Genomic DNA, 25,877 nt, shown 5'->3' with positions numbered 1-25,877 from the left:
CAGCAACTTCATGGTCGTGATGTCCGGAAGCGTGCTGGCCGAGAAGTACGCGCTCACGCCCGATGACGTCTGCTACTGCGCCATGCCGCTGTTCCATTCCAACGCGATCATGGCGTCGTTCGCCCCTGCACTTGCCGGCGGCGCAACGATCGCGCTGGCTCGCAAGTTCAGCGCGACCCAGTTCCTCAAGGACATCCGACACTTCGGCGCGACGTACATGAACTACGTCGGCAAGCCGCTTGCGTACGTCCTGGCCACCCCCGAGCTGCCCGACGATGCGGACAACCCGCTTCGTACTGCGTTCGGCAATGAAGCCTCGGACCGCGACATCGCCGAGTTCGGCCGACGCTTCGGATGCACGGTGTGGGACGGCTTCGGTTCCACCGAGACGGCAGTGATCATCACGCGTACGGACGACACTCCGCCCGGCTCGATCGGCCAGCCATTCGAGGGCGTCGCGGTGTATGACCGCGAGACCCGTACCGAGTGTCCGCCCGCGACGTTCGACGAGACGGGCGCGGTCACCAACCTGGACGAGTGCGTGGGCGAGCTCGTGAACACCCAGGGGGCAGGCTTCTTCAGCGGCTACTACAACGACGAGGCGGCGACGTCTGCACGACTGGACGGCGGCATGTACTGGTCTGGTGACCTCGGCTACCGCGACGACAAGGGCTTCATCTACCTCGCCGGTCGCACCGACGACTGGTTGCGGGTGGACGGTGAGAACCTCGCCGCCGCGACGATCGAGTCGCTGCTGCTGCGCAACGAGGCGATCAGCCAGGCCTGCGTCTACGCCGTACCGGATCCGCTCGTCGGCGACCAGTTGATGGTCACGGTGGTGCTCCGGGACGACGCCAGTCTTGACCCAGAGGGGTTCGAGACGTTCCTTGCCGATCAGGCCGACCTGTCGCCCAAGGGATGGCCGCGCTACGTACGGCTTGCCGCTGAAGTTCCGACGACGGCCACCAACAAGGTGCTCAAGCGCGAGCTGCGTATCGAGGGCACCGACACGACCGATCCGCTGTGGGAGCGCGAAGAGCGCGGCCGGTCCTACTCGAGCATCTCCTGATGCGGGTCGCGGTGACCGGCGCTGCCGGGTTCCTCGGGCTCAACCTCGTCTCCGCCCTGCTCCGGGACGGACATGAGGTCGTCGCGATCGACAGGGTGCGCGGCGCGCTGCCCGCCAGCGTGACCGAAAGCTCGAAGGGCTCACTTCGCTGGGTGTCGGTCGACATCCTCGACGAGGACGCCGTGGCCGTAGCGCTCGACGGCGTCGAGATCGTTCACCACCTCGTCGCGGTGATCAGCCTGCGGCAGAAGGATCCGCTGGCGGAGCTGGTGAACATCCAGGGGGTCGGGTCGGTGGCGCGCGCAGCGCTTCGGGTCGGGGCCCGCCGGATGGTCAACTGTGGCTCGCTGGCGTCCTTCGACTACGAACGTCTCGGGACCGTCGACGAGGGATCGAAGCGGGCGACTGATCCAAAGCTGCCGATCTACCACCGCTCGAAGTACCTCGGCGAGGTCGAGCTGCTCAGGGTCGTCGACGCGGGCCTTGACGCCCTCAGCTGCAACCCGACCGGCATCTATGGACCGATCGACCACCCCGGCCGGCTGTCGCGGATGAACCAAGGGCTGCTCGACGCGGCACTCGGCAAGTTGCCGGCCAGTGTGCCGACTTGGTTCGACATGGTTGACGCACGCGACGTCGCGGAAGGGTTCCTGCTCGCTGCCGAGAAGGGGCGCACCGGCCACAACTACCTGCTGGGTGGGCATCGCCACAACCTGTTCGACGCACAGGTTCTCGCGGCCGAGCTCACCGGGCGACGCGGTCCACGCATCAAGATCCCGATCGGCGCACTGCGCGCGGTGGCACCGTTCATCGACCCGATCACCCGGAAGCTCGGCTCGGAGTCGTTCGCGCCGGCCGCCCTCGAGAACCTCGCGATGAGTCCCATCGTCGATCGGTCCAAGGCTGGTGCCGAGCTCGGGTACGAGCCCCGCCCGACCGAGGAGACGATCCGTGACCTGGTGGCGTTCTTCGAGGCTGAAGGACTCCTGGAGGCATGACGGTGAACGCGCTGTTCGCGCGAAGTGCGCGCGGTTGATGGTCTCGAATTCGACTACCGCGTCGACCTGCTCGCGCGCGAGGGAACATGAGGGTTCCCTCGCAATCTGGCCGTGACATTCGGACGATAGGTTGGAGCTCCGTTCACTCCGATCGAGGACCGACCCGTGTTCGAGAAAGTACTCGTCGCCAACCGCGGCGAAATCGCCATCCGCGCATTCCGTGCCGCCCGTGAGCTTGGCGCGCGAACTGTCGCCGTCTTCCCGGTCGAGGATCGTGGTTCAGAGCACCGCGTACGCGCTGACGAGGCGTACGAGATCGGCGAGGCGGGACACCCGGTCCGCGCCTATCTGGATCCTCAGGCGATCGTCGACACCGCCGTCAAAGCCGGCGCCGATGCGATCTATCCCGGCTACGGCTTCCTGTCGGAGAATCCCGACCTCGCCGAGGCGTGCCAGGCCGCCGGCATCACGTTCATCGGTCCCGCCAAGGAAGTGCTCGAGCTCACCGGCAACAAGGCGCGAGCGATTGCCGCCGCCAAGGCGGCCGGAGTGCCCACGCTCAACTCGGTCGAACCGTCCGCTGATGTCGACGAGCTGATGTCGGCTTCGGATTCGCTCAACTACCCGCTGTTCGTGAAGGCCGTCGCCGGCGGTGGTGGGCGGGGAATGCGGCGCGTCGATGACCCCGCGATCCTGCGCGAGTCGATCGAGGCCGCAATGCGCGAGGCGGACGGTGCGTTCGGCGATCCGACCTGCTTCATCGAGGAAGCCGTCGTTGATGCGCGGCACATCGAGGTGCAGATCCTCGCCGACCACCAGGGCAACGTCGTCCATCTTCGTGAGCGCGACTGCTCGGTGCAGCGCCGTCACCAGAAGGTTGTCGAGATCGCCCCTGCGCCGGACCTTGATCGCGACACCCGCAAGGCGATGTGTGCAGACGCCGTACGGTTCGCCGAGTCGATCAACTACTCGTGCGCCGGCACGGTCGAGTTCCTGCTCGGCAAGGACGGCCGGTACGTCTTCATCGAGATGAACCCGCGCATCCAGGTCGAGCACACGGTCACCGAGGAAGTCACCAACGTCGACCTCGTGCAGGCGCAGATGCGGATCGCCGCTGGTGAGACGCTTGCTGACCTCGAGCTCGACGTGCAGGAGAACATCAAGGCCCGTGGGTTCGCCCTGCAGTGCCGCATCACGACGGAGGATCCGTCCAACGGGTTCCGCCCCGACACTGGTCAGATCACCTCCTATCGTTCGCCTGGTGGTCCCGGCGTGCGACTGGACGGCGGCACCGTCTACACGGGCGCCACCATCAGCGCGCACTTCGACTCGATGCTGTCCAAACTGACCTGCCGCGGACGGGACTTCGCGACTGCGGTCGGCCGGGCGGAGCGGGCGCTGGGCGAGTTTCACGTCGGCGGCGTCTCGACCAACATCACCTTCCTCAAGGGTGTGCTGGCCAATGCCGACTTCCGCGACGGCGGCGTGACGACGACGTTCATCGACGAGCACCCCGAGCTCCTCGATGCGCAGGTCAAGACCGATCCGGCAGACAAGATCCTGTCCTGGCTCGCCGATGTCACAGTCAACAAGCCGCACGGTTCATCGCCGACCAAGGTGTTCCCGGGGTCCAAGCTCCCGAAGATCGATCTCGCGACCTCACCTCCCGACGGGTCGCGGCAGCTGCTGACCGAGCTGGGCCCGGAGGGATTCGCGTCGGCGCTCCGCGAGCGCGAAACCGTCGGCGTCACCGACACGACGTTCCGCGACGCGCACCAGTCACTGCTCGCCACTCGCGTCCGTACGCACGACCTCGTGGCGGTTGCGCCGCACGTGGCGCGGATGATTCCGCAGCTGCTGTCGATCGAGGCGTGGGGTGGTGCGACGTACGACGTGGCGCTGCGATTCCTCAAGGAGGATCCGTGGGAGCGCCTCGCCGCGATGCGCGAGGCGGCGCCCAACATCTGCCTGCAGATGCTGCTGCGCGGGCGCAACACTGTCGGCTACACGCCCTATCCGACCGAGGTCACCAACGCGTTCGTCGAGGAGGCTGCTGAGACGGGCATCGACATCTTCCGCATATTCGATGCGCTCAACGACGTGGACCAGATGCGTCCGGCGATCGAGGCCGTACGCGAAACCGGTACAACGATCGCCGAGGTCGCCCTTTGCTACACCGGCGATCTGTCCAACCCGACCGAGAAGCTCTACACGCTCGACTACTACCTGCACCTGGCCGACAGCATCGTCGAAGCCGGCGCCCACGTGCTGGCGATCAAGGACATGGCGGGGCTGTTGCGGGCACCCGCCGCTCGTACGCTCGTCACCGCATTGCGCGAGCGCTTCGACCTGCCCGTCCACCTGCACACGCACGACACGGCTGGCGGCCAGCTCGCGACACTGCTCGCCGCGATCGACGCAGGAGTGGATGCGGTCGACGTCGCCTCGGCCGCATTGGCTGGCACGACGAGCCAGCCATCGATGTCTGCGCTGGTGGCCGCCACTGACTTTTCGCCGCGCGAGACCGGGCTCGACATCGATGCGATCAACGCACTCGAGCCCTACTGGGAAGCCGTACGTCGGGTCTACGCACCATTCGAGTCCGGCCTTCCGGCTCCCACGGGTCGCGTCTATCGGCATGAGATCCCAGGCGGCCAGCTCTCCAACCTCCGGCAGCAGGCCATCGCCCTCGGACTCGGCGAGAAGTTCGAGCAGATCGAGGACATGTACGCCGCGGCGAACGACATCCTCGGCAACATCGTCAAGGTCACCCCGTCGTCCAAGGTGGTCGGAGACCTCGCACTGCACCTCGTCGCGGTGGGCGCTGACCCCAAGGCATTCGCCGACGATCCCGCATCGTTCGACATCCCCGAGTCCGTCATCGGCTTCCTGTCGGGTGAGCTCGGTGATCCGCCCGGCGGGTGGCCCGAGCCGTTCCGCACCAAGGCGCTCGAGGGTCGCAAGACCAAGGTGCGCATCACCGAGCTCGACGACGAAGATCGCGATGGGCTCAAGGTCGACCGTCGCCATACGCTCAACCGACTGCTGTTCCCCGGCCCGACGGAGGACTTCGACTCAGCACGTCAGCAGTACGGCGACCTGTCGGTCGTGCCCACCAGGGCCTTCTTCTACGGACTGCGCACCGACAAGGAGACCGAGGTCGAGATCTCCGAGGGCAACTTGTTGCTGTTCGGCGTCGAAGCCATCGGTGAAGCCGACGAGCGCGGCATTCGCAATGTGCTCGGCACGATCAACGGCCAGCTGCGCCCGATCGAGGTGCGCGACCGCTCGGTCGACTCCAAGGTCGCGTCGTCCGAGAAGGCAGACGCTGGCAACGCCCAGCACATCGCCGTACCGTTCGCCGGCGTCGTCAGCCCGTCGGTCGCCGAAGGGGACAAGATCGAAGCCGGGCAGACCGTCGCCACGATCGAGGCCATGAAGATGGAGGCCGCGATCACCTCGCCGAAGGCCGGCACCGTCGCGCGACTCGTCATCACCGACACCCGCCAGGCCGAAGGTGGAGACCTGCTCCTTGTCCTGAGCCCCGGCTAACCACACACCAACGCGAGTCGACGATCTCGCTCGCGTACGGCTAGATCGTCGAAGGGCTCGTGCTGGGCCGAAATTCACATCTGGCGGTTGACCGGAGGTGTGCCATGCTGAAGGGGCGTAGTTAGTCCGCGGCGGTAGGCCGCGACATTGCGATGAACGGTCCGCCGGAAGGGGCCGCACATGACGCAACAAATTCAAGAACACACAGCTCTGAATGAGCAGTACGTCAGCCATTTCACGGAGCTCATGCAAGACGTCAAGGACGCCGGGCTTCTCGAGCGCAAGCACATCTACTACTGGTTGCAGATCGGTGCGCACGTCGCTGCGTTCTTCGCGATCTGGGTGGGGTTCTTCCTGCTCGGCAACTCGTGGTTTCAGCTGATCCTCGCTGCAGCGCTCGGCGTCATCGTCACCCAGTTCGGTTTCCTCGGTCACGACGCCGCACATCGTCAGATGTTCGCGTCAGGCAAGTGGAACTCGTGGACTGCGCGAATCCTGGCTGGTGCCTTTGCCGGGCTGAGCTTCGCCTGGTGGCGCAACAAGCACGCCATGCACCACAAAGGACCCAACCTCGAGGGCTATGACCCCGACATCGGTCCTGGTGCCATCGCGTTCACGCCCGACATCGTCGCCCAACGTACGACCGGGTTCGCCGGCTGGTTCGTGAAGCGACAGGGCTGGCTGTTCTTTCCGCTGCTCACGCTCGAAGGTCTCAACCTGCACGCCGAGAGCATTCGCGCGGCTCGTGACAAGACCTCAAACCAGCCCTGGCGTCGTACCGAGCTGTACCTCGTGGTCACCCGACTCGGCGTCTACGTCGCGATCCTGCTGATGTTCCTGCCGCTCGGCAAGGCGCTGTCGTTCTTCGCGATCCAGATGGCCGTGTTCGGGTTCTGCCTCGGCGCGTCATTCGCGCCGGCGCACAAGGGCATGCCCCTGATCCCACCCGAGATGAAGCTCGACTTCCTGCGCCGTCAGGTGATGGTGTCGCGCAACGTCAAGGGCAACCCGGTCGTCGACTGGGCAATGGGCGGACTCAACTATCAGATCGAGCACCACCTGTTCCCGAGCATGCCGCGCTGCAATCTCAAGAAGGCGCAGCCACTCGTACGCGCGCACTGCGAGCGCGAGGGCATCAACTACATGGAGGTCGGACTGTTCCATTCGTACGCGATCGTCGTCGACTACCTCAACAACGTCGGCCTGCGTGCACGTGACCCGTTCGACTGCCCACTCTCCGCGCAGCTGCGCGACGGCTTCTAGGAACGCTTCTTGGTGAGCGCCCCGCGCCCGCTGCGCTTGATGAGCGCCGCGGTCGTGCGAAGCTTGCCGCGACCGAGGTCGGGCTCCATACCCTTGCCGAGGCGGTGCAGCTGATCTTCGTGCCAAGCCAGTTCGACGGCGCCGTTGATCGCCTTGATGTCGATGGCCTTGCTGATCAGCCCGGTACGGCTGTAGCCGACGCTGTGCGACTCGATGCGTGAGTCCGCGGATTCGAGGATGACGGTGCCCGAGTCGGGCGTTGTGCACGAGGGCCGACCGATGCCGATCATGTCGCAGTCACCCGAAGCCAGCGCCGCTTCCATCGCCGTGCGGGTCCGGTTGCCTCCGGTGACGGCGAGCGGAACACTACCGGCGACATCGCGTACGGCGCGGGCGTACTCCAGGAAGTACGCCTCGCGGTCGCGCGTGCTCTGGGCCGCGGTGCCCATCATGGCTGGCGATTCGTAGCTGCCCCCGCTGACCTCGATCAGGTCGAGTCCCTCGGTCGAGAGTGCCGCGACGACATCGCGTGACTCCTCCTCGGTGAACCCACCGCGTTGGAAGTCCGCGGAGTTGAGCTTGATGCCGACGGCGAAGCCTGGCGCGACACGTGACCGGATGCGCCGGACGACCTCGAGCACGAAGCGCATACGGCGCTCTGGGTCGCCGCCCCACTCGTCATCGCGGAGGTTGGAGAGGGGCGAAAGGAACTGGGCGACGAGATAGCCGTGGGCGCCGTGCACCTGTACGCCGTTGAAGCCGGCGGTCTCCGCCACGACGGCGGTGGTCGCGAAGCGCTCGATGATGTCTTCGATCTCGGCCCCGGTCAGGGCGCGGGGCTTCGACGCACCGGGCACCTTGAGGGCGACCGCGCTGGGCGCGACGGGCTGGGTGCGGATCGAGGCGAGATTGGCTTGGCGACCCGGGTGGTTGATCTGCATCCAGATCGGGGTGCCGCTGTCCTGAGTCGTCTTGGCCCAACGGGAGAGCCCGTCGAGATCACGCTCGTCCTCGATCACGACATTGCCGGGCTCGCCGATCTGCGTGCGATCGACCATTACGTTTCCGGTGACGAGCAGGCCGTAACCGCCGGTGCTCCACGTTGTGTAGAGACGCTCAAGCTCGGCGGTGGGGGCGTGGCTCCTGTCGCCGAGCACCTCGCTCATGGCCGACTTCATCAGTCGGTTGGGGAGCACTTGGCCGCAAGGGAGTGTCAAAGAGTCGTGCAGGGAGGTCATGGGAGTCCGTTCGCGCGGGAGTTCAGATACCGATGGTATCTCAAATCATGGCACTTCGGGAGGCGACGTGTAGTCAGGCAGGTTCGCCAGGGCGTCGATCAGCGTGGCGAGCCGACGCGTGGTCGCTAGCGACGACTCGAGCGTCCCGTCCATCTTGTGAACGACGAGACGCCAGGCACCGCTGGGGTCATTGTCTGGATACCACCCCACGTCAGCGATGTAGTCGCCTGAGCGCATCTGGAACTGGTCCTCGCAGAGGTAGAGCTCCTGCCCGGCTTCGATCGCGTCCGGGTCGACGTCGTAGAGCTCGTGGGAGACGACCTCCCACCCACGTGGCACAGACACCTTGGCCCGGTGTGTCCTCGCGTCCAAGGCAGCGAGGTTCTCGATCCGGGCCCGATCCTCGGCGGTTCTCCGATTTCGCTCCATCAGTTGACCTGGCGGTCGTGGCCTTCCCAGAACGGCTGACGCAGCTTGAACTTCTGGAGCTTGCCGGTCGCCGTGCGCGCGAGTTCGTCGCGGAACTCGATGCGCTTGGGGCACTTGTAGCCCGCGAGGTGTTGTCGGCAGTGCCCGATCAGCCCAGCTTCGTCTACCGCTGACTCCTCGGGATCGAGCACGACCAGCGCGGTAATGAGCTCACCCCACTTCTCATCAGGGATGCCGATGACGGCGACCTCCTTGACCGCGGGATGCGACATCAGGGCGTCCTCGACCTCGATCGACGACACGTTTTCGCCGCCGGTGATGATCACGTCCTTCTTGCGATCGGCGATGGAGATGTAGCCGTCCTCGAAGGTGCCGCCGTCGCCCGTGTGGAACCAGTTGTCGGCCTGCGCCTCGGCCGTCGCCTCGGGGTTGTCCCAGTACGACGCGAGGTTGTGGTTGGACTGGGCCAGCACCTCGCCGTGCTCGTCGATCTTCATGCGTACGCCAACCGCCGGTGCTCCCGCGCGACCTAGGTTGAGGGCCTGCTGGTGCGGGTCGAGATCATCCCACTCAGCGCGCATGCGCGACATCGTCAGTAGCGGTGCCGTCTCGGTGAGCCCGTAGATCTGGATGAACTCCCATCCAAGCTCCTCGCGTACGCGCTCGATCGTGCGAGTCGGTGGAGGAGCGCCGGCGACGATGATGCGTACGCGGTCGCGTCCGGGGATCTCGCCCTCCCATGTCTTGGCGCCATCGAGGGCGGCGGCGACCACTGCGGGTGCGGCGCACATGTACGTGACCCCGTGCTTCTCGATGCGCTTGAGGATCTCCGTGCCGTCGACCTGGCGAAGCACGATGTGTGTCGCACCCATCGCCGTCGCCGTGAACGGCATGCCCCATCCGTTGGCGTGGAACATCGGCAGCGTGTGCAGATAGACATCGCGATCCGACACCGACGCCTGCCAGCCGAAGACCGTTGCGTTGAGCCAGTTGTTGCGGTGAGTGAGCTGTACGCCCTTGGGCCGCGCGGTGGTGCCGGACGTGTAGTTGATCGTCGCCGTCGCGCCTTCATCACCAGCCCACGGCTCGGGCTCGTTGGATGAGCCCCAGATCGCGTCATCGTCCTCGCCGAGCACGAACGTCCGCTTGCACTCGATCTCCTCGACCAGGTGGCGAAGTTCGGGATCGACCATCAGCACCTCGGCGCCGGAGTGCTCGACGATGTAGCGGATCTCGGCGACCGCGAGTCTGAAGTTCACCGGCACCAGCACCCGGCCCCATCCGGAGACCCCGAAGAACGACGTCAGCATGCGAGCTGAGTTCTGCGAGACGATCGCCACCCGGCCACCGACCGGCACACCCATCTCGTCGAGTGAAGCGGCCTGCGTGCGAGCGCGGCGGCCGAGCTCCGCGTACGTCACCTCGCCCCACGACTTGGCGGGCTGGTTGGGCTCATCGATCACCGCAATGCGGTCGGGATAGACCGTCACAGCGCGGTCGAGGAAGTCGTTCACGGTGAGCGGGAAGAACACGTGCCCTCCAAAGTGACATCGTCGGTGTAACGGTGCTCTCATTCTTACCCGCCAGAGCGAAAAGACCCTACGGTGATCCGATGACCTACTTCGTCACCGGCGCCACAGGCTTCATCGGCCGCCGCTTGCTGGTTGAGCTTGTCGCCACTCGCAAGGGCACGATCCACGTACTCGTCCGGCCGGGCTCCGAGGACAAGCTCGAGCGATTCGCCTATCAATGGGGCCGCTCTTCGCGCGTCAAGATCGTCTCCGGTGAGCTGACAGAGCGGCGCCTCGGTGTCAGTGACGACTGGATCGCCGAGAACACCGGCAAGATCAAGCACGTCTTCCATCTCGCGGCGTCGTACGACCTGACCGCGTCCAAGCGAGAGAACGACGCGCTCAACCTCGACGGCACCCGTCATGCGCTTGAACTGGCGGAGGCGGTCAACGCGGGTACGTTCCACCAGGTCTCGTCGATCGCCGCGGCTGGCGACTTCCACGGTCGATTCACCGAGGACATGTTCGACGAGGGTCAAGGCTTCCCGTCGGACTACCACCGCACCAAGTTCGGCTCCGAGAAGCTCGTGCGCGAGACGGCGACCATGCCTTGGCGCGTCTACCGTCCCGCGATCGTCGTCGGGGACTCCGAGACTGGCGAGATCGACAAGATCGACGGCCCCTATTACTTCCTCCCTCTGCTCAAGGGACTGCGCGACCACTTGCCGTCCTGGCTCCCGCTGGCTGCGGCAGGTCTGGGCAAGACGAACATCGTGCCGGTCGACTTCGTCGCGAAGGCGATGAACGAGCTGGCGCACCAGCCGGGACTCGACGGCCGCGCGTTCCACCTGGTCAACCCGACGCCGCAGTCCAACCTCGACGTCATGGCGACGCTCGCCGGCGCTGCTGGGGCACCGCAGATCAAGATGTCGATCGACAACGCGGTCACGGATCGAGTCACCGACACCTTGCTGAGCTCGGTTGTCGCCAAGGTGGTCGACTCGAGCCCGGGCCATGCGATCGCGCAGGCCACGACTGGACGGCTCGGCGTACCGCCTGAGGTTCTCGCTCACCTCAACTTGCCGACGAACTTCGATGCGACTGCGACCACCGCCGCACTTGCCGAGTCCGGGATCGAAGTGCCGCCGCTCGAGGCGTACGCGTCGGCGATCTGGGACTACTGGGAGCAGAACCTCGACCCGACGATCCGTGCCGACCGCCGCACCCGTGCAGGGGTGAAGGGCACCACCATCGTGATCACCGGTGCCACGTCAGGCATTGGCAAGGCCTCGGCCCTGCGACTGGCAGCCCTCGGTGCCCACGTCATCTTGGTCGCGCGTGGTGTGGAAGCGCTCGAGCTGAGCGTCAACGAGATCCGAGCTCGCGGTGGCAGCGCCAACGCATACCCGTGCGACCTCGCTGACCTCGACGCCATCGACGAGCTGGTCAAGAACCTGTCGACAGACTTCGAAGCCATCGACTTCCTGGTCAACAACGCCGGCCGATCGATCCGTCGTTCGCTGCGACTGTCGTACGACCGCTTCCACGACTACGAGCGCACCATGCAGCTCAACTACTTCGGCGCGATCCGGCTCGTGATGGGGCTGACACCCGCGATGGCGAAACGCCGCAAGGGTCACATCATCAACGTCTCGTCGATCGGTGTGCAGACCAACGCGCCTCGCTTCTCGGCGTATGTCGCGTCGAAAGCAGCGCTCGATGCGTGGACCCGGGTCGTGAGCTCAGAGCTCTACGACCGCAACGTCACCTTCACGACGATCCACATGCCACTGGTGCGCACGCCGATGATCGCGCCGACCAAGCTGTACGACCGGTTCCCGGCGATCAGCCCGGCGCAGGCCGCCGAGCTGGTGCTCAAGGCGATGCGCGACAAGCCGCACGAGATCAACACCCTCGGTGGCACCGCCGGCGAAATCGGTCATGCACTCGCACCGCATGCGGCGTTCCGCCTGCTCAACCGCGCGTACAAGCTGTTCCCCGACTCAACGGCGGCTCGCGGCGATGACGCCGCCAAGGACGCGACCCGCGAACAGCTGACGCTGGCCCGCATCCTCAAGGGCGGTCACTGGTAGGCAGCGGGATCCTCAGGCGTCGTAGCCGTAGAACCCCTGGCCGCTCTTCTTGCCGAGCAGGCCAGCGTCGACCATGCGATCGAGCAGCGGCGGTGGTGAGTAGAGCGGCTCCTTGAACTCCTCGTACATCGAGACGCCGATCGCGCGAATCGTGTCGAGCCCGATCAGGTCGCTGAGCGCGAGCGGACCCATGGGGTGGCCACATCCCAACACCATGCCGCGGTCGATGTCGGCGGCGGAGGCGTAGCCGGCCTCGTACATGCGGATCGCCGAGAGCAGGTAGGGGACCAACAAGGAGTTGACGACGAAGCCGGCGCGGTCGGTGGCATCGATCGGCTTCTTGCCCAGCGACTCTGTGACCCAAGAGCGCATCCGATCCAGCGTCTCCGGCGAAGTCGTGAGCGACGGTATGAGCTCGACGAGCTGCATGACCGGGGCGGGGTTGAAGAAGTGCACCCCCATGACGTGATGCGGCCGACCGGAGACGGCGCCGAGCTTCACGATCGGGATCGACGAGGTGTTGGACGCGAGGATCGCGTCGTCCTTGGTCAGGATCTGACCGACCCGGCGGAACAGCTCGAGCTTGGTCTTCTCAACCTCCGATGCGGCCTCGACGACGAGGTCGCGATCAGCGAGCATCTCCAGGTCATCGGTGAACGTGATGCGTGCCAGCACGGCCTCGACCTCGGCGGAATCGATCTTGCCGCGCTGCTCAGCCCGCCGCAGGGAGTGCTCGACCCGCTCGGTCGCCGCCTTGGCTGCGTCGGCGTCGACCTCGACCACCACGACGTCCAGTCCGGCGCGTGCCGCCACCTCGGTGATGCCGGATCCCATCAACCCGCCGCCGATGACGCCCACATGCTCGATGTTGCTCATTGCTGCTCCCTGATAGAACGTGAGGCTTTCCTCGCCTTTGTGTCCAGCGTACGCGCCCGTGTCGTGCCGCGATCGGGCAGATGCGACGTGGTGAGATGAGGTATGCGTGCGCTGGCGGTCGTGATGGTTCTGCTGCTTGCGGGCTGTGGCGGGGGTGGCGGCGAGACGCCGACTTCGAAGCCGACGACGACGAAGACGACCGCAAAGGCCACCGCCAAGCCGACGATTGCCGCTCCGACCGGGACGCCGGCACCAGAGGCGCTGTCGCTCTTCCGGTGCGCCAAGGACACCAAGGGCAGGTGGCGAGCATCGGGCACCATCGCCAACACCGGCAAGACCAAGGCGACCTATCAGGTGACGGTCTACATTGGTGAGGCCACCGGCAGCGAAGAGAAGGCCAAGACCAAGCAGCTGCCCAACATCCAGGCCGGTGGCTCGGCGAAGTTCGCGATCGCGAAGGTCCCGGCCCCGAAGGACGGCGGACCTTGCCACGTCCAGGTCCTCCGCCGGTGAGCGCGTCCCACTAGCGCCTCACTAAAGTGGCGGGATGACCACAGCTCCTGTCACCTGGACCGCCGCCGGAGAGTACGAGGACATCTCGTACGAAACCTCGCCCGAAGGCATCGCCAAGATCACGATCTGCCGACCCGAGGTCCACAACGCGTTCCGTCCGCAGACGATCATCGAGATCGGGCTGGCGCTGACGGTTGCTCGCGAGGACGAGAAGGTCGGCGTCGTCATCCTGACCGGCCAGGGCGACAAGGCGTTCTGCTCCGGTGGGGACCAGCGCGTACGTGGCGACAGTGGCTACAAGACTGACGAGAACGCGGTCGGGCGCTTTCACGTGACCGACCTGCACGTACAGATGCGACGCATGCCCAAGCCGATCATCGCGCAGGTCGCGGGCTGGGCCATCGGCGGCGGCCACGTACTGCACCTCGTGTGCGACCTGACGATTGCGGCCGACAACGCCGTCTTCGGCCAGGTTGGTCCCAAGGTCGGCTCGTTCGACGGCGGCTACGGCGCCAGCGTCCTGTCGGACCTCGTCGGCCCCAAGAAGGCCAAGGAGATCTGGATGCTGTGTCGTCAGTACGACGCTCAGCAGGCGCTCGACATGGGCCTGGTCAACACCGTTGTTCCGCTCGCCGAGCTCGAGGCCGAGACGATCCAGTGGTGCCGCGAGATGCTCGAGCTCTCGCCGTACGCGCTTCGATTGAGCAAGGCGAGCTTCCATGCGCACGAAGACGGCTATGCCGGCATCCAGCAACTGGCGCACGACACCAACCTGCTGTTCTACGGCAATGCCGAGGCGCAGGAGGGTCGCGAGGCCTACAAGGCCAAGCGCAAACCCGACTTCAGCCAGTTCCCCAAGCGGGCCTGACGATCGCGATCAACCTCGGGAGATCTCGACCATTTCGTCGCGCGGGACGACCTTGATGCGGGTACGTCCGACGGCTTCGCCGAGGGCGATCTCGTGCTCTTCGAGCTTCTCGAAGCCATCCCACGTCGTGTACTCGAGGCCGCGGCCGTCGAGGTAGCGGTCGACCGCCTCGCGCTCAGGCTGCTCGGGTGCGACGAGCGTGTCGATGTCGGCAAGGAGCAGCTCGATGGTCTGCGCGGCGTCGGACTTGGTGTGGCCGATCAGGCCGACAGGTCCGCGCTTGATCCAGCCGGTGACGTACGCGCCGGGCAGCGGCTCGCCGTCGATGTCAATCACGCGACCGCCGTCGTTGGGGACCGTTGCGGTGCCGTTGTCGAACGGCAGGCCGGCGAGGTTGTCGGAGCGATAGCCAACCGCGCGGTAGACCGCCTGGACCGGCCAGTCCTTGAACTCGCCAGTGCCGCGTACGTTGCCGGTGCCATCGAGCTCGGTGACCTCGGTACGAAGACCCACGACCTTGCCGTCCTCGCCGAGGATCTCGACGGGGTTCTGGCAGAAGTGGATGTGGATACGGTGGGCGGCGCCGGTCGGCTCCTTGGCGAGATAGTTCTGCAGCACGTCGACGACAAGCTTGACGGACTTGGAGGCGCGGATGGCGTCCATCGAGCCCTCGTCGAGCTCAAAGCCCTCTGGGTGGACGATGACATCGACGTTGGGGGAGTGCGACAGCTCGCGCAGCTCCATCGGCGTGAACTTCACCTGGGCAGGACCGCGACGCGCGAATACGTGCACATCCTTGGTCGCATTGGCCTTCAGCCCGCGGTAGACGTTGTCCGGGATCTCGGTCACGAGCTGCTCATCGGCGGTCTTGGCGAGCATACGAGCGACGTCGAGCCCCACGTTGCCGACGCCGAGAACGGCGACTGACTCGGCAGCGGGATCGAATGGCCAGTCGCGGGGGACGTCGGGGTGCCCGTCGTACCAGTAGACGAAGTCGGCCGCGCCGTACGAACCCTTGAGCTCGATGCCCGGGATGTCGAGGTCGCGGTCGGCACGCGCGCCGGTCGCAAAGATGACTGCGTCATAGAACTGCTGCAGGTGGTCGAGCTTGAGGTCGGCGCCGTAGTTGACGTTGCCGAAGAAGCGGATGCCATCGTGGGAGAGCACGCGCTTGAGCGCCTTGATGATCTCCTTGATGCGCGGGTGATCCGGCGCAACGCCGTAGCGGATCAGGCCGAACGGCGTGGGGTCGCGATCGATGATGTCGATCGTGACGTCAACCTCAGACTTCGTCAGGATGTCCGCAGCGTAGATACCTGCGGGACCGGCGCCGATCACGGCGACACGCAACTGCCTGGTCATGCTCACTCCTGGGAAGAAAGGGCTTGCTCTTAGGCGAGCCTAAGTGGCTGGTTCAACCCTCTCCCAAACTGTCTTGCGATGCGAACGCCATCCATGTGGCGTGAGTCACAGAGCGCCCGGGCTAGACTCGCTGTCGCATGTCGTCACCTGATCAGTCCGCGCACCGGGTCGTTGCCTGGGACCGCGAGATGCGTGAGATACACGAGAGGCTTCGGAGCGCTATCGCGGTCGCCCGAGAGTCGGTCCACACGCGCACCGAGTCAGTGGATCTGCTGACGTATTGCTGGGGCTTTTGTGCGGCGCTGACCGGTCATCACGAGGGCGAGGATGTCGCCCTGTTCCCGGCTGTGACTGCCGCGCACCCCGAGCTGGTGCCGGTTGTCGCAAAATTGGTCCAGGATCACGACATGAACGGTGCCCTCATCCAGGGGCTCGAAAGTGCCTTGCGATCTGGTCGCGCACCGGAGGTCATCGAAGGTCACCTCGACGGCCTCGAGGCGATTATGGAGTCGCATTTCCGTTATGAGGAACGTGAGTTGATGGGCGTGCTCCAGGGGCTGGAACTAGGCGGCGCGGTGCCGACCGATGTGTTCGGCCCGCTCTAGCTCGATGGGTGCCTATCCAGGAACTCGTCGACCAGGGCATTGACCTCGGCCGGTGCCTCGAGCGCCGCGAGGTGTGCAGCGCCCTCGATCACCACGAAGTCGGCGCCCGGAATGGCGTCCGCCATGGCGCGTGTCTCGGGCAACCGGAACGTCGCGTCCTCCTCGCCGGCGACCACCAGCACGGGGGTCCGAATGGCCGCAAACAGCTCGCGTTGGTCCGGGCGATTCGGGACCACACTGCGAACGGCCCAGGCGGCCGAGCCGATGTCATTGCGCGCGGCGGTCTCGCGCACCTGGCGTACGACATCCGGCCGTGACTTCATCGAGGTCGGGCCGAGGAACGCTTTGAGGACCGATGGCATGAGTGGCTTGCGGAAGCCGCCGAGCAGCTTCGCAATGCGGATCAGCGCGCCGTACTCAAGCTTCTGGCCGCGCGGGGCCGGTGATGCGGTGGCATTCATCAACACCGCAACGCCAATCCTGTCGGGGTATGTGGCAGCGAACGTCCCGCCGATCATGCCGCCCCACGAGTTGCCGAGCACATGCGCGCGATCGATGTTGAAATGATCGAGTACCTCGCAGATCGCCGTCGCACATTCGTCGAACGTGAACGGCTTGGTGAGCGGCTCGCTCTCCCCATGTCCCGGCGGATCGACAGCGATGACCTGGAACCGGTCGCGGAAGTGCTCGATCTGCGCCGACCAGAGCTCGCCGTCCATGAGCAGGCTGGGCCACATCAGCATCGCCGGGCCGTCGCCTTCAGTTCGTATGTGGAGTCGCCCGAGCGTGGTCGGTATGTGATGTACGGCCATGCGCTCAGGCTAGATGCTGGCCCGCCCGACCGTGACACCACTAGTGTTCGGAACCGGGGCTGCATCGTCAAAGGAGCGTCATGGGTCTGATCTCGCCCACCTTGCCGAAGTTCGATGTCGATGAATGGCGTGCCAAGTCGCGAGCTGAGCGCACCAAGGCGCTCCAGCAGCACTGGGCGATCTACGGGTTCGGCACGCCGTACGCGATCTACATCCTCTACACGCTCAAGATCGGCCTCTACATTCTCGGCGGGCTGCTGTTCGCAGCCTCGACGCCGGGCATCGGCGGACTCGGCAACCTGAGCGACTGGTGGTTCGAGCCAGTCGTCTTCCAGAAGGTCATCATCTGGACACTGCTCTTTGAGGTGCTGGGCTTCGGTTGTGGCTTCGGCCCGCTGACGATGCGCTTCCTGCCGCCGCTCGGCACCTTCCTCTACTGGCTTCGCCCCGGCACGATCCGTCAGCCGCCGTGGCCTGATGTGGTGCGCGGTACGGCGGGTTCTCGCCGCACGATCGTGGACATTGTGCTCTACCTCGGCGTGATTGCTGCGGCGGTGTACGTGCTGCTCTCGCCGGCTGATCGGGCCGTGACTGGTCTGGGCGACGATGCGTTCAACCTCATCGAGCCGGCACGCTTCATGCCGCTGCTGATCGTCCTCCCAATTATGGGATTGCGTGACAAGACGATCTTCCTTGCGGCTCGTTCCGAGCACTACTGGGTCACCGCGATCGTCTTCCTGTTCCCGTTCATCGACATGATCCTGGCCGCCAAGCTGCTCATGGTCGCGATCTGGTGGGGAGCGGCGACCTCCAAGCTCAACAGCCATTTCCCGTACGTCGTGTCGACGATGATGAGCAATGCTCCGCTCGTGCCAAAGGCAGTCAAGCGTCGACTCTGGCGGGATGCGGAGTTCGACGTACGACCCGGATTGCTCGCTCGGTCGCTGGCGCATGGCGGCACCGTCATCGAGTTCGGTGTTCCGTTGATCCTGCTGCTGTCACGAGGTGGCTGGGTCACCACGATCGCGCTGATCATCATGATCCTGTTCCACCTGCAGATCCTGACGGCGATCCCGATGGGTGTGCCGTTGGAGTGGAACGTCGTGATGATGTTCGGCGCAGTGTTCCTGTTCGGCCGCTACTCCGAGTACGGGTTCACCGATGTCACGGAGCCGTTCCTTCCGTACGGGCTGCTTGCTCTGGTGGTTGCCACGATCGTCGCCGGCAACCTTCGGCCTGACCTGTTCTCGTTCCTCCCGTCGATGCGTTACTACGCCGGCACGTGGGCGACCTCGGTCTGGCTGTTCGCCGAGGGTGCCGAGGACAAGTACGCCGCCAAGGCCACCAAGTCGGCGCAGCTCCCGCATCGCCAACTTGCCAAGCTATACGACGAGGACACCGTCGACCTGATGATCGGCAAGCTCGGTGCCTGGCGCGGTCTTCACACCCACGGGCGAGCCATGGCCGGGCTCTACCCGCACGCTGCAGAGGACCACGAGAAGCGGACGATCTTCGACGGCGAGATGGTCGCCGGATCTGCGATCGGTTGGAACTTCGGCGACGGCCACCTGCATGGCGAGGCATTGCTTGCTGCGATCCAGGACCAATGCCAGTTCGAGCCGGGCGAGCTGCGCGTGATCATGATGGAGTCGCCGCCGTTTTTCCGGCCTGTGCAGCGCTACCGCATCGTCGATGCCGCGACTGGAGTGATCGAGACCGGCGAGGTCGAGGTTGCGGAGATGCTGACCCGGCAGCCGTGGGACGGATCCCTGCCTTTCAACAACGTGCACCGCCCGTAGGGTCAATCACATGACTACTGCCGTCGTCGTGGGCTCCGGCCCCAACGGGCTCGCTGCTGCCGTCGTGCTGGCGCGCGCTGGTGTCGACGTGACGGTGCTGGAGGCCGAGGACGAGATCGGTGGAGGGATGCGCTCGGCAGAGCTCACGCTCCCCGGGCTGGTGCACGACATTTGCTCGGCTACCCATCCGACCGCGGTGGCGTCACCATTCTTTCGGTCGCTCGAGCTGGAACGGCACGGCCTTGAATGGCTTTGGCCCGAAGTCGACGCGGTTCATCCGATCGATGGGGGTCGGGCAGGCGTCATGTTCCGCGACCTCGACCGTACGGCTGAGCTGCTCGGCACCGACGGTGATGCCTGGCGCAAGCTCTACGCTCCGCTGGTCAGGAACAGCGATGCGCTGATCGACGAGCTGTTCAGGCCGATCGTCCACCTACCGAAGCACCCGTTCATGCTGGCCGGCTTCGGCGCACGCGCAATGCAGCCGGCCTCCTGGATTGCGCGTCGCTGGAAGACCGACGAGGCCCGTGGACTGTTCGCAGGCCTCGCAGCGCACGCGATCCACCCGCTCAACAAGCCCACGACCGGTGGCCTCGGCCTGATGTTCGGGATGACCAGCCACGCGTACGGATGGCCGGTCGCCAAGGGTGGATCTGCGGCGATAGCGAGTGCGCTGGCGGCCGAGATCACCCAGCACGGCGGCAAGATCGAGACGGGTCACCGGGTCACGGAGCGACCACAAGCCGACATCGTCATGTTCGACACGACCCCCGAGAGCGTGCTCAAGATCGTCGGCGATGAGCTGCCGGGACGGGTGCAGCGCCCGTTCAGGAAGTGGCGCCGCGGGCCGGGCGTCTTCAAGGTCGACTTCGCCGTCGATGGCGGCGTGCCGTGGACCAACGAGTGGGCTCACAAGGCCGGCACGGTGCACCTCGGTGGCAACTTCGAGCAGCTCAACGCCTCCGAGCTCGAGGTCGCGGCGGGTCGTATGCCGGAGCGCCCCTTCATCCTGCTGTGCCAGCAGTACCTCGCAGATCCAGGTCGATCGGTCGGCGACGTTCACCCGGTATGGGCGTACGCGCACGTGCCGCAGGGCTACACCGGCGACGCGACCGAGGCGCTGATCGGGCAGATCGAACGGTTCGCACCGGGCTTCCGCGAGCGCATCGTGGCGCAGTCTGTCAGTGGTCCGGCACAGCTCGAGGCACACAACTCCAACTATCTCGGTGGCGACATCGCCGGCGGTGCGAACGATGCGTGGCAGGTTGTGATGCGTCCGCGGCTGTCGACCAACCCGTACTCGCTGGGGATCAAGGGCCTCTACCTCTGCTCGGCATCGACGCCTCCCGGCGCGGGCGTGCACGGCATGGGCGGATTCCGCGCTGCCACCCATGCTGTGAGCAACCTGTAACTACTTGGGCAAAAGCTCGATCAACGGGATCGTCGGATCGAACGGCGGGTCCTGGTGCTGCTTGGCATACTTCAGCCGGGCGCCCTTGAAGCGATCGATTCCGAACTCTGACGAGCCCTTGAGCTTGCCCAATCGATTTCGCTTCAGGTCATACACGTAGGACTGCGACTCGGTGCTGAATCCGACCCATCGGTTGGTGGCGTTGAAGTTTGCGAGCGGGACCGGCAGATCCTTGATGACCGTCTGGCTTCCGTTCTTCTCCGTGATCGTCACTTCGCCTGATGCGTCGCACTGCACAAGCACGCCCTCGTTGTAGAACGTGCCGCACGGATCGTCGACGGGGGCGACGCTCGAAGAGACCTCCTTGTTCTTGCCGAGATCCCACTTCTTGAGCTCGCCATCGCGCGCGAACCGCAGGTTCTTGCCGTCGGCAAACACGTCGTCTGCGTCATCGACAATTTTGGTAAGGCCCGCGCTCCCATCGATGGGTGCGCCATAGATCGCGGTAGCGATGCTTGCGACGGTAGAACCGTCGAACGCGCTCACGGCAACCACGTAGATGCTCTTGCCGACGAGCTCGGGTCGTATGCCGCGGCGAGTGGGGATCGGTGGATTCTCGACGCCCAGCTCCTCAGACGACCCGATCTTGCGGGTTTTGCCAGTCTTGAGCTCATGGGAGAAGATCTCCCATCTCATTGACTCGTACGTTGAGTCGCTGGTCTCCACCCACACGATGAAGTCGTCGTTTCGGGTCGCGTCGACGATAAAGGCCGGCTTGGTGTCGGTGCCGTGTGCGGCGATGAGCGTGACGTTGCCAGTCTTCAGGTCGAACGAGACGAGAGTGTCCGATGGGATCGCCGGAACCGGATGTTCAGGCGTCGGCATTTCGCTGGCCGGAGGTGACAGCTTGGCGTATGAGACTCCGGACTTAAGCAAGCCGTAGTGCCGGGCGGTCTTGCCGTCGATCGTGTACGGGTACTCGGTGACGACGCGATAGTCCTTCCCCTCCACCAGGGCCGGGACCTTCGCGTCGGACGAGAACGTGACGGTTACATTGCGGACCTGCTCGTCTTCTGGGTCGGATGACCCAGAAGACGAGCACGCTGCCGTTGCGAAGATGGCGAGCAGAACGATTCGACGCACTATGCGACGATCCCCCAATAGTTGGTGAAGCTCGCCATGGCTCCCGTTGTCATCGAGCGCCTTTCCAAGGGGAGAGCCCAGCGGCCCGCTACGGGGTCCGAGTAATGGATGCGGTTACCGCTCTCGGAGTAGCCGTAGCCCATGATGAAATGGTCGAGCGTCGTGGTGTGGTAGTAGTGGTGGTCGTTGTAGTGCATCGCTTGCTCCCCCGGGAGTTCGCGCGTGCCATAGACCTGCGCTTTGCCGTACTCGCCGTTGCTGATGAGGACTCTGGACTTCAGGGTGGCGGCGGTGTTCAGGTTCGTGTACACGATTGAAACAACACCAGCCCACTTGCTCATGGTGGTGGGGATTCTGTAGATGTTGGTGCCCCCGCCGGGCGCTGCGATCGTGCCGAGGTAGGTGCTGCTGGCGAGAACTGTCTGAGTCATCGTGTGGCCCAGGTCGCTCGTGTTACTCGCACCCATGGCTCGCAGCGCCATAGCGACGCTCGCGGGCCCGCAGTAGTAGGCATTGCTCTGAGTCGAATGAGGATAGTTGTTCAGGTAGTGCGACGACGGCGCCGCAAGCACGGCGAGGTCCTTGGCCGACGCGCCCTTGGCGGCCTTGCGCATCACGGCGGGTTCGGGAGCGATCTTCTCGATCGGCATGCCGCTCAGCCTTTCGATCTTCGCCTGCAGAGCATCGATTTGCTTGTCGAGCTTCGCCGTGTCGGCCTGGTCCAACGTCGCCTTCGCTCGGTCCAGGTACAGGACGTCGAGCGCCATCAGGGCGTCGGTCAGTGGCTTCTCCGCAATCGCCTGGGGCGTGTCGGCAAGCGTCATTCCTGGCGGCAGAGCCGTGATACCAGAAAGGTTGTCGATCGTGCCTGGTGTCGCTGGCTCGGCTTGGGCGCTGGTGATACCAGCAACCGTGATGAGCGCCGCAATGGCGCAGATACTTGCTGACTTCTTCATCTCATCCCTCGATCTGTTGACAATCGTTCGCAGCAATGCCGGTCCGATTCGACATCTGACTACCGGTACATCACATTCGAACGGGGAAAATCACAGACAGGATCAAACTTTCATCGGAATTTGGATCCGCTGCAGGAGCGGGAGGGCTGAGCACGTCAAACATGCCGATGCGGAACCGCTGCGGCGAGGACTAAGCCACCTCCCATGCATGTTCGGTTCCTTGGACGAGACGATCCGCGGCACCGACACCGCCCGGTGCCGGTGTCCATGGCGTGGGCGGGTTCCGAGCTGCTACCCATGCTGTGAGCAACCTGTGAAGATGTCCCAACAGGAACTCGCTGCCGAGCGCTCTCGTTACTTACTTGAAAGTTCACCGATCAATCCACAGTTCAGGAGTCCGACCGATGAAGCTCCCCACCCACAAGAAGTTCCTCTCCGCGACGGCTGCCGCCTCCGTGCTGTTGCTCACCGCAGCCTGCGGCGGTAGCGAAGAACCCGCCGACGCAACTCCGACCACGTCTGAGACGTCGTCGGCTGCCGTTGACGACAACTCGAGCGCGGCAGTCAACGACGGCACCTACGAGGGCAGTGGCGAGTACGCCAACCAGGCCGGCCAGTCGAAGGTCAAGGTCGAGCTGACCCTGGCAGACGGCAAGATCACCGACGTTGAGGTCACGCCTCAGGCCACCAATGCCACCTCGAAGGGATTCCAGCAGAAGTTCGCCAGTGGCATCGCCGACGAGGTGGTTGGCAAGAGCCTCGATGAGCTCAATGTGAGCAAGGTGTCCGGGTCGTCGCTGACTTCGATTGGGTTCAATCAGGCGATCGATCAGATCAAGGCTGATGCCACCGCCTGACGCCTGGCAGTTCGAGGCGATAGGCACGGCTTGGCAGATCGACACCGCCACGCCGCTCACCACAGAAGCACGCGACGCGATCACGGCGCGCATCGAGTCATTCGATGCCGTCTGGTCGCGATTTCGCGATGACTCGCTGGTCAGCCAGATCGCTCGATCAGCCGGTACGTGGGAGCTACCGGACGAGGCGGACAGCCTTCTTCGTCTGTACGCCGCGCTGTACGAGATCACCGCCGGGGCCGTCACGCCGTTGATCGGGCGAGCGCTGTCTGATCTCGGCTATGACGCGAGTTACTCGCTGACCGAGCGGGTCGATCCAGCGCCGGTCCCATCGTGGGATGCGATCGTGTGGCACCGTCCGTTCCTCACCAACCTCTCTCCGGTGCTGCTCGATGTCGGCGCCGCCGGCAAGGGACTGCTGGTCGACCTGCTCGGAGACGTTCTCAACGACGCGGGCACCGGTGCGTACACGATCGACGGCAGTGGCGACGTGCTCCACCAATCGGAAGAGTCGCTGCGCATCGCGCTTGAGCACCCGGCGGACACATCGCGCGCGATCGGCGTGGTTGAGCTCGGCAACGGCCAGGCGCTCTGCGCGTCGGCGACCAACCGTCGCGCCTGGGGCAATGGTCTGCACCATGTGCTCGACGGGCGAACCGGCCGACCGACCGACGGCATCATTGCTACATGGGTGATCGCTGACTCGTGCATGGTCGCCGACGGTCTCGCGACGGCGCTGTTCCTTGCCGAACCAACCCAGCTCATGCCAGGTTTCACCTACGAGTTCGTACGTATGCATGCCGACGGCCGCGTCGAGTGGTCGCCGGAGTTCCCCGGAGAGGTGTTCAGATGATCGAAAAGCTGAGGGATCTGCTGGATCGTCAGCTGGGGCGGGTGACGATGTATCGCCTCGTCACGATCGTGCTCAGCGCGCTGGCCGCGATCTACATCCTCTACTCGCTGACCGGGGTCATCGACGGCATCTCAACCGGGCACATGATCCTCTCGCTGGCGGTCGTTGTCGTCGCTTCGTACGTGTCCAACCGCGTCTTCGGATTGATCTGGCGCATCAAGCCGCACAGCGAGTCGTCGATCATCACCGGGCTGCTGTTGTTCTTCCTGTTCGTCCCGATGTTCACCACAGACCTCGACAGCTATCTGTGGCTTGCGGGCGCAGCCGCTATCGCCAACTTGTCGAAGTACCTGATCGCCTGGCGAGGCCGGCACATCTTCAACCCGGCTGCGGCTGGCGCATTCATCGTCTACATCGCGCACCAGGCCTTCGAGCGGGGGAACTTCACTGTCGCGATCTGGCAGGCCGCAGCATCTGACAAGATGCTGCCGTTCGTGGCCCTTGGGGCATTCCTCGTGCTGTGGCGCACTCGCCGCTTGGATGTCGGGCTGTTGTTCATCGCCCTGGCTTCGGTGCTCATCGTCCTTGCGCTGAGCGATGGCGGCGCGTCAGTCGGCGATGCTCTGGAGTCGACGTTCAAGTCCTATCCAGTGGTGTTCCTCGCCGGATTCATGCTCAGTGAGCCCCTGACCCTGCCGCCTCGTCGGATGCAGCAGCTTGTCGTGGCAGCGGTGACGGCCCTGGTCTTCGCCTATCCTCTTGCGATTGCGCTCATCACCGACAATCCGCCCGATCTCGGCTGGTTCAGCCCGACGCCCGAGATGGCGCTGCTCGTGGGCAATCTGGTCGCCTTCGCGTTCTCTCGTCGCCGCGGTGTCGCGCTCGATCTCGTCTCCACCCGCAAGCTCACGCCAGAGACGCATGAGTTCACGTTCAAGCCGAAGCGGCCTGTGGCGTTCCGGCCCGGCCAGTTCGCGGAGCTGACCGTGCCGCACAAGGGTTCCGACGGCAGAGGTCTACGCCGGTCCTTCAGTATTAGCTCGCCCCCAGACGCCGAGGGCCATGTGACCTTTGCGCTGCGGGTGCCCGAGAAGTCATCGAGCTTCAAACGAGCCATGGTCGAGCTCGAGCCGGGTGCGCGCATCCACGCCACCGGGGTCGGCGGTGACTTCGTGCTTCCGAAGGATCCGAGCATTCCTGTGGTCCTGGTTGCTGGCGGTATCGGCATCACTCCGTTCATCAGCCAGCTCCTGCACGAGCCGAAGCGAGACGCGGTGCTCGTCTATGGAGTCACTTCGCCAGAGGAGATCCCGTATGCCGACGTGCTGGCCGGGTTCAGAGTCGTGATCGTGTCCCCGGTTGCCCCGGACCAGCTGCCAACACTGTGGCGACATGTCGAGGCACCTTTTGTCTCGGTCGACCTCGTCGCCACCGCAGTGCCGGATCTGGATCAGCGGCTCGCGTACATCTCAGGACCGCCCGCGATGGTCAACGCCGTACGAGCGGGTCTGGTCAAACGCTGCAAGCGCGTGAAGACGGACTACTTCACCGGCTACTGAGCGCAGAGCAAGAGCCCCGCACCGTGTGGTGCGGGGCCCTTGCTTTTGGTGTGTCAGGCGTTGGTGCGCTTGCGGGCTGCGAACGCGATGCCCGAGGCGGTGACGACTCC

General features: G+C 64.9%; 21 protein-coding genes. 13 read left to right on the top strand and 8 right to left on the bottom strand.

Annotation, left to right across the window (positions count from 1 at the left end; genetic code table 11):
- The 4 genes from V6M39_RS06850 to V6M39_RS06835 all read left to right on the top strand — a co-directional run.
- A partial coding sequence (locus tag V6M39_RS06850) for an AMP-binding protein (protein ID WP_332643022.1) occupies positions 1 to 1,069 on the top strand: 1,069 nt, incomplete at its 5' end.
- Positions 1,069 to 2,067 carry an NAD-dependent epimerase/dehydratase family protein gene (locus tag V6M39_RS06845; protein ID WP_332643021.1) on the top strand — a complete coding sequence of 333 codons (999 nt, stop codon included), beginning with the start codon at positions 1,069 to 1,071 and terminating at the stop codon, positions 2,065 to 2,067. The genes V6M39_RS06850 and V6M39_RS06845, both read left to right, overlap by 1 nt.
- A gap of 165 nt (positions 2,068 to 2,232) precedes the next feature.
- Complete coding sequence (locus V6M39_RS06840; RefSeq protein ID WP_332643020.1) at positions 2,233 to 5,619, top strand: pyruvate carboxylase; 3,387 nt, start codon at positions 2,233 to 2,235, stop codon at positions 5,617 to 5,619.
- 180 nt (positions 5,620 to 5,799) lie between these two features.
- On the top strand, positions 5,800 to 6,882 hold the full coding sequence (locus V6M39_RS06835; protein ID WP_332643019.1) for a fatty acid desaturase family protein: 1,083 nt from the start codon (positions 5,800 to 5,802) through the stop codon (positions 6,880 to 6,882).
- Here the strand turns inward: V6M39_RS06835 and V6M39_RS06830 are convergent.
- The 3 genes from V6M39_RS06830 to V6M39_RS06820 are packed head-to-tail and all read right to left on the bottom strand — an operon-like array spanning position 6,879 to position 10,081.
- Entirely contained in the window at positions 6,879 to 8,120 is a 1,242-nt protein-coding gene (locus V6M39_RS06830) for an NADH:flavin oxidoreductase/NADH oxidase family protein (protein WP_332643018.1), read from the bottom strand. The two genes, V6M39_RS06835 and V6M39_RS06830, sit on opposite strands and share 4 nt — an antisense overlap.
- Before the next feature lie 45 nt (positions 8,121 to 8,165).
- Positions 8,166 to 8,549, bottom strand: a complete 384-nt coding sequence (locus V6M39_RS06825) for a hypothetical protein (RefSeq protein WP_332643017.1) — start codon at positions 8,547 to 8,549, stop codon at positions 8,166 to 8,168.
- Positions 8,549 to 10,081, bottom strand: coding sequence for an AMP-binding protein (locus V6M39_RS06820; RefSeq protein WP_332643016.1), 1,533 nt, complete (start codon positions 10,079 to 10,081; stop codon positions 8,549 to 8,551). Before V6M39_RS06820 ends, V6M39_RS06825 begins: the two co-directional genes overlap by 1 nt.
- A gap of 80 nt (positions 10,082 to 10,161) precedes the next feature.
- Between V6M39_RS06820 and V6M39_RS06815 the strand changes: the two genes are divergently transcribed.
- A complete protein-coding gene (locus V6M39_RS06815) occupies positions 10,162 to 12,153 on the top strand; it encodes an SDR family oxidoreductase (RefSeq protein ID WP_332643015.1) in 1,992 nt (663 codons plus the stop codon).
- 12 nt (positions 12,154 to 12,165) lie between these two features.
- On the opposite strand, the gene V6M39_RS06810 is transcribed toward V6M39_RS06815, so the two are convergent.
- Positions 12,166 to 13,020, bottom strand: coding sequence for a 3-hydroxybutyryl-CoA dehydrogenase (locus V6M39_RS06810; RefSeq protein ID WP_442880708.1), 855 nt, complete (start codon positions 13,018 to 13,020; stop codon positions 12,166 to 12,168).
- A gap of 111 nt (positions 13,021 to 13,131) precedes the next feature.
- Between V6M39_RS06810 and V6M39_RS06805 the strand changes: the two genes are divergently transcribed.
- A complete protein-coding gene (locus tag V6M39_RS06805; RefSeq protein ID WP_332643013.1) occupies positions 13,132 to 13,542 on the top strand; it encodes a hypothetical protein in 411 nt (136 codons plus the stop codon).
- A 34-nt stretch (positions 13,543 to 13,576) separates the two neighbouring features.
- Entirely contained in the window at positions 13,577 to 14,410 is an 834-nt protein-coding gene (menB, locus tag V6M39_RS06800; RefSeq protein WP_332643011.1) for a 1,4-dihydroxy-2-naphthoyl-CoA synthase, read from the top strand.
- Between the two features lie 9 nt (positions 14,411 to 14,419).
- On the opposite strand, the gene V6M39_RS06795 is transcribed toward menB, so the two are convergent.
- Positions 14,420 to 15,772, bottom strand: coding sequence for an FAD-dependent oxidoreductase (locus tag V6M39_RS06795; RefSeq protein ID WP_332643010.1), 1,353 nt, complete (start codon positions 15,770 to 15,772; stop codon positions 14,420 to 14,422).
- 137 nt (positions 15,773 to 15,909) lie between these two features.
- Here V6M39_RS06795 and V6M39_RS06790 point away from each other — a divergent pair, with 137 nt between their 5' ends.
- Positions 15,910 to 16,377: a hemerythrin domain-containing protein gene (locus tag V6M39_RS06790; protein WP_332643009.1), complete on the top strand. Its 468-nt coding sequence runs from the start codon at positions 15,910 to 15,912 to the stop codon at positions 16,375 to 16,377.
- On the opposite strand, the gene V6M39_RS06785 is transcribed toward V6M39_RS06790, so the two are convergent.
- Positions 16,374 to 17,189: an alpha/beta fold hydrolase gene (locus tag V6M39_RS06785; protein WP_332643007.1), complete on the bottom strand. Its 816-nt coding sequence runs from the start codon at positions 17,187 to 17,189 to the stop codon at positions 16,374 to 16,376. The two genes, V6M39_RS06790 and V6M39_RS06785, sit on opposite strands and share 4 nt — an antisense overlap.
- Before the next feature lie 80 nt (positions 17,190 to 17,269).
- Between V6M39_RS06785 and V6M39_RS06780 the strand changes: the two genes are divergently transcribed.
- Positions 17,270 to 18,988: a DUF3556 domain-containing protein gene (locus tag V6M39_RS06780; RefSeq protein ID WP_332643006.1), complete on the top strand. Its 1,719-nt coding sequence runs from the start codon at positions 17,270 to 17,272 to the stop codon at positions 18,986 to 18,988.
- A gap of 10 nt (positions 18,989 to 18,998) precedes the next feature.
- Positions 18,999 to 20,399 carry a phytoene desaturase family protein gene (locus V6M39_RS06775; RefSeq protein WP_332643004.1) on the top strand — a complete coding sequence of 467 codons (1,401 nt, stop codon included), beginning with the start codon at positions 18,999 to 19,001 and terminating at the stop codon, positions 20,397 to 20,399.
- On the opposite strand, the gene V6M39_RS06770 is transcribed toward V6M39_RS06775, so the two are convergent.
- Both V6M39_RS06770 and V6M39_RS06765 read right to left on the bottom strand, forming a co-directional pair.
- A complete protein-coding gene (locus V6M39_RS06770) occupies positions 20,400 to 21,542 on the bottom strand; it encodes a hypothetical protein (RefSeq protein ID WP_332643003.1) in 1,143 nt (380 codons plus the stop codon).
- On the bottom strand, positions 21,542 to 22,366 hold the full coding sequence (locus V6M39_RS06765; RefSeq protein WP_332643001.1) for a C39 family peptidase: 825 nt from the start codon (positions 22,364 to 22,366) through the stop codon (positions 21,542 to 21,544). Before V6M39_RS06765 ends, V6M39_RS06770 begins: the two co-directional genes overlap by 1 nt.
- A gap of 536 nt (positions 22,367 to 22,902) precedes the next feature.
- On the opposite strand from V6M39_RS06765, the gene V6M39_RS06760 reads away from it, so the two are divergent.
- Genes V6M39_RS06760 through V6M39_RS06750 form a run of 3 tightly spaced genes read left to right on the top strand, consistent with a single transcriptional unit; the run spans position 22,903 to position 25,767 of the window.
- Positions 22,903 to 23,355 carry an FMN-binding protein gene (locus V6M39_RS06760; protein WP_332643000.1) on the top strand — a complete coding sequence of 151 codons (453 nt, stop codon included), beginning with the start codon at positions 22,903 to 22,905 and terminating at the stop codon, positions 23,353 to 23,355.
- Positions 23,342 to 24,208, top strand: a complete 867-nt coding sequence (locus tag V6M39_RS06755) for an FAD:protein FMN transferase (RefSeq protein WP_332642999.1) — start codon at positions 23,342 to 23,344, stop codon at positions 24,206 to 24,208. Before V6M39_RS06760 ends, V6M39_RS06755 begins: the two co-directional genes overlap by 14 nt.
- The gene (locus V6M39_RS06750) at positions 24,205 to 25,767 is read left to right on the top strand and encodes an FAD-dependent oxidoreductase (RefSeq protein WP_332642997.1); all 1,563 of its coding nucleotides are present in this window, start codon (positions 24,205 to 24,207) and stop codon (positions 25,765 to 25,767) included. Before V6M39_RS06755 ends, V6M39_RS06750 begins: the two co-directional genes overlap by 4 nt.
- The last annotated feature ends 110 nt before the right edge of the window (positions 25,768 to 25,877 follow it).

The sequence above is a fragment of the Aeromicrobium sp. genome, assembly GCF_036675695.1.
In the GTDB taxonomy this organism is placed as follows: domain Bacteria; phylum Actinomycetota; class Actinomycetes; order Propionibacteriales; family Nocardioidaceae; genus Aeromicrobium.
The sequence above is the reverse complement of the archived record's forward strand: the minus strand, read 5'-3'. Positions and strand labels throughout refer to the sequence as shown.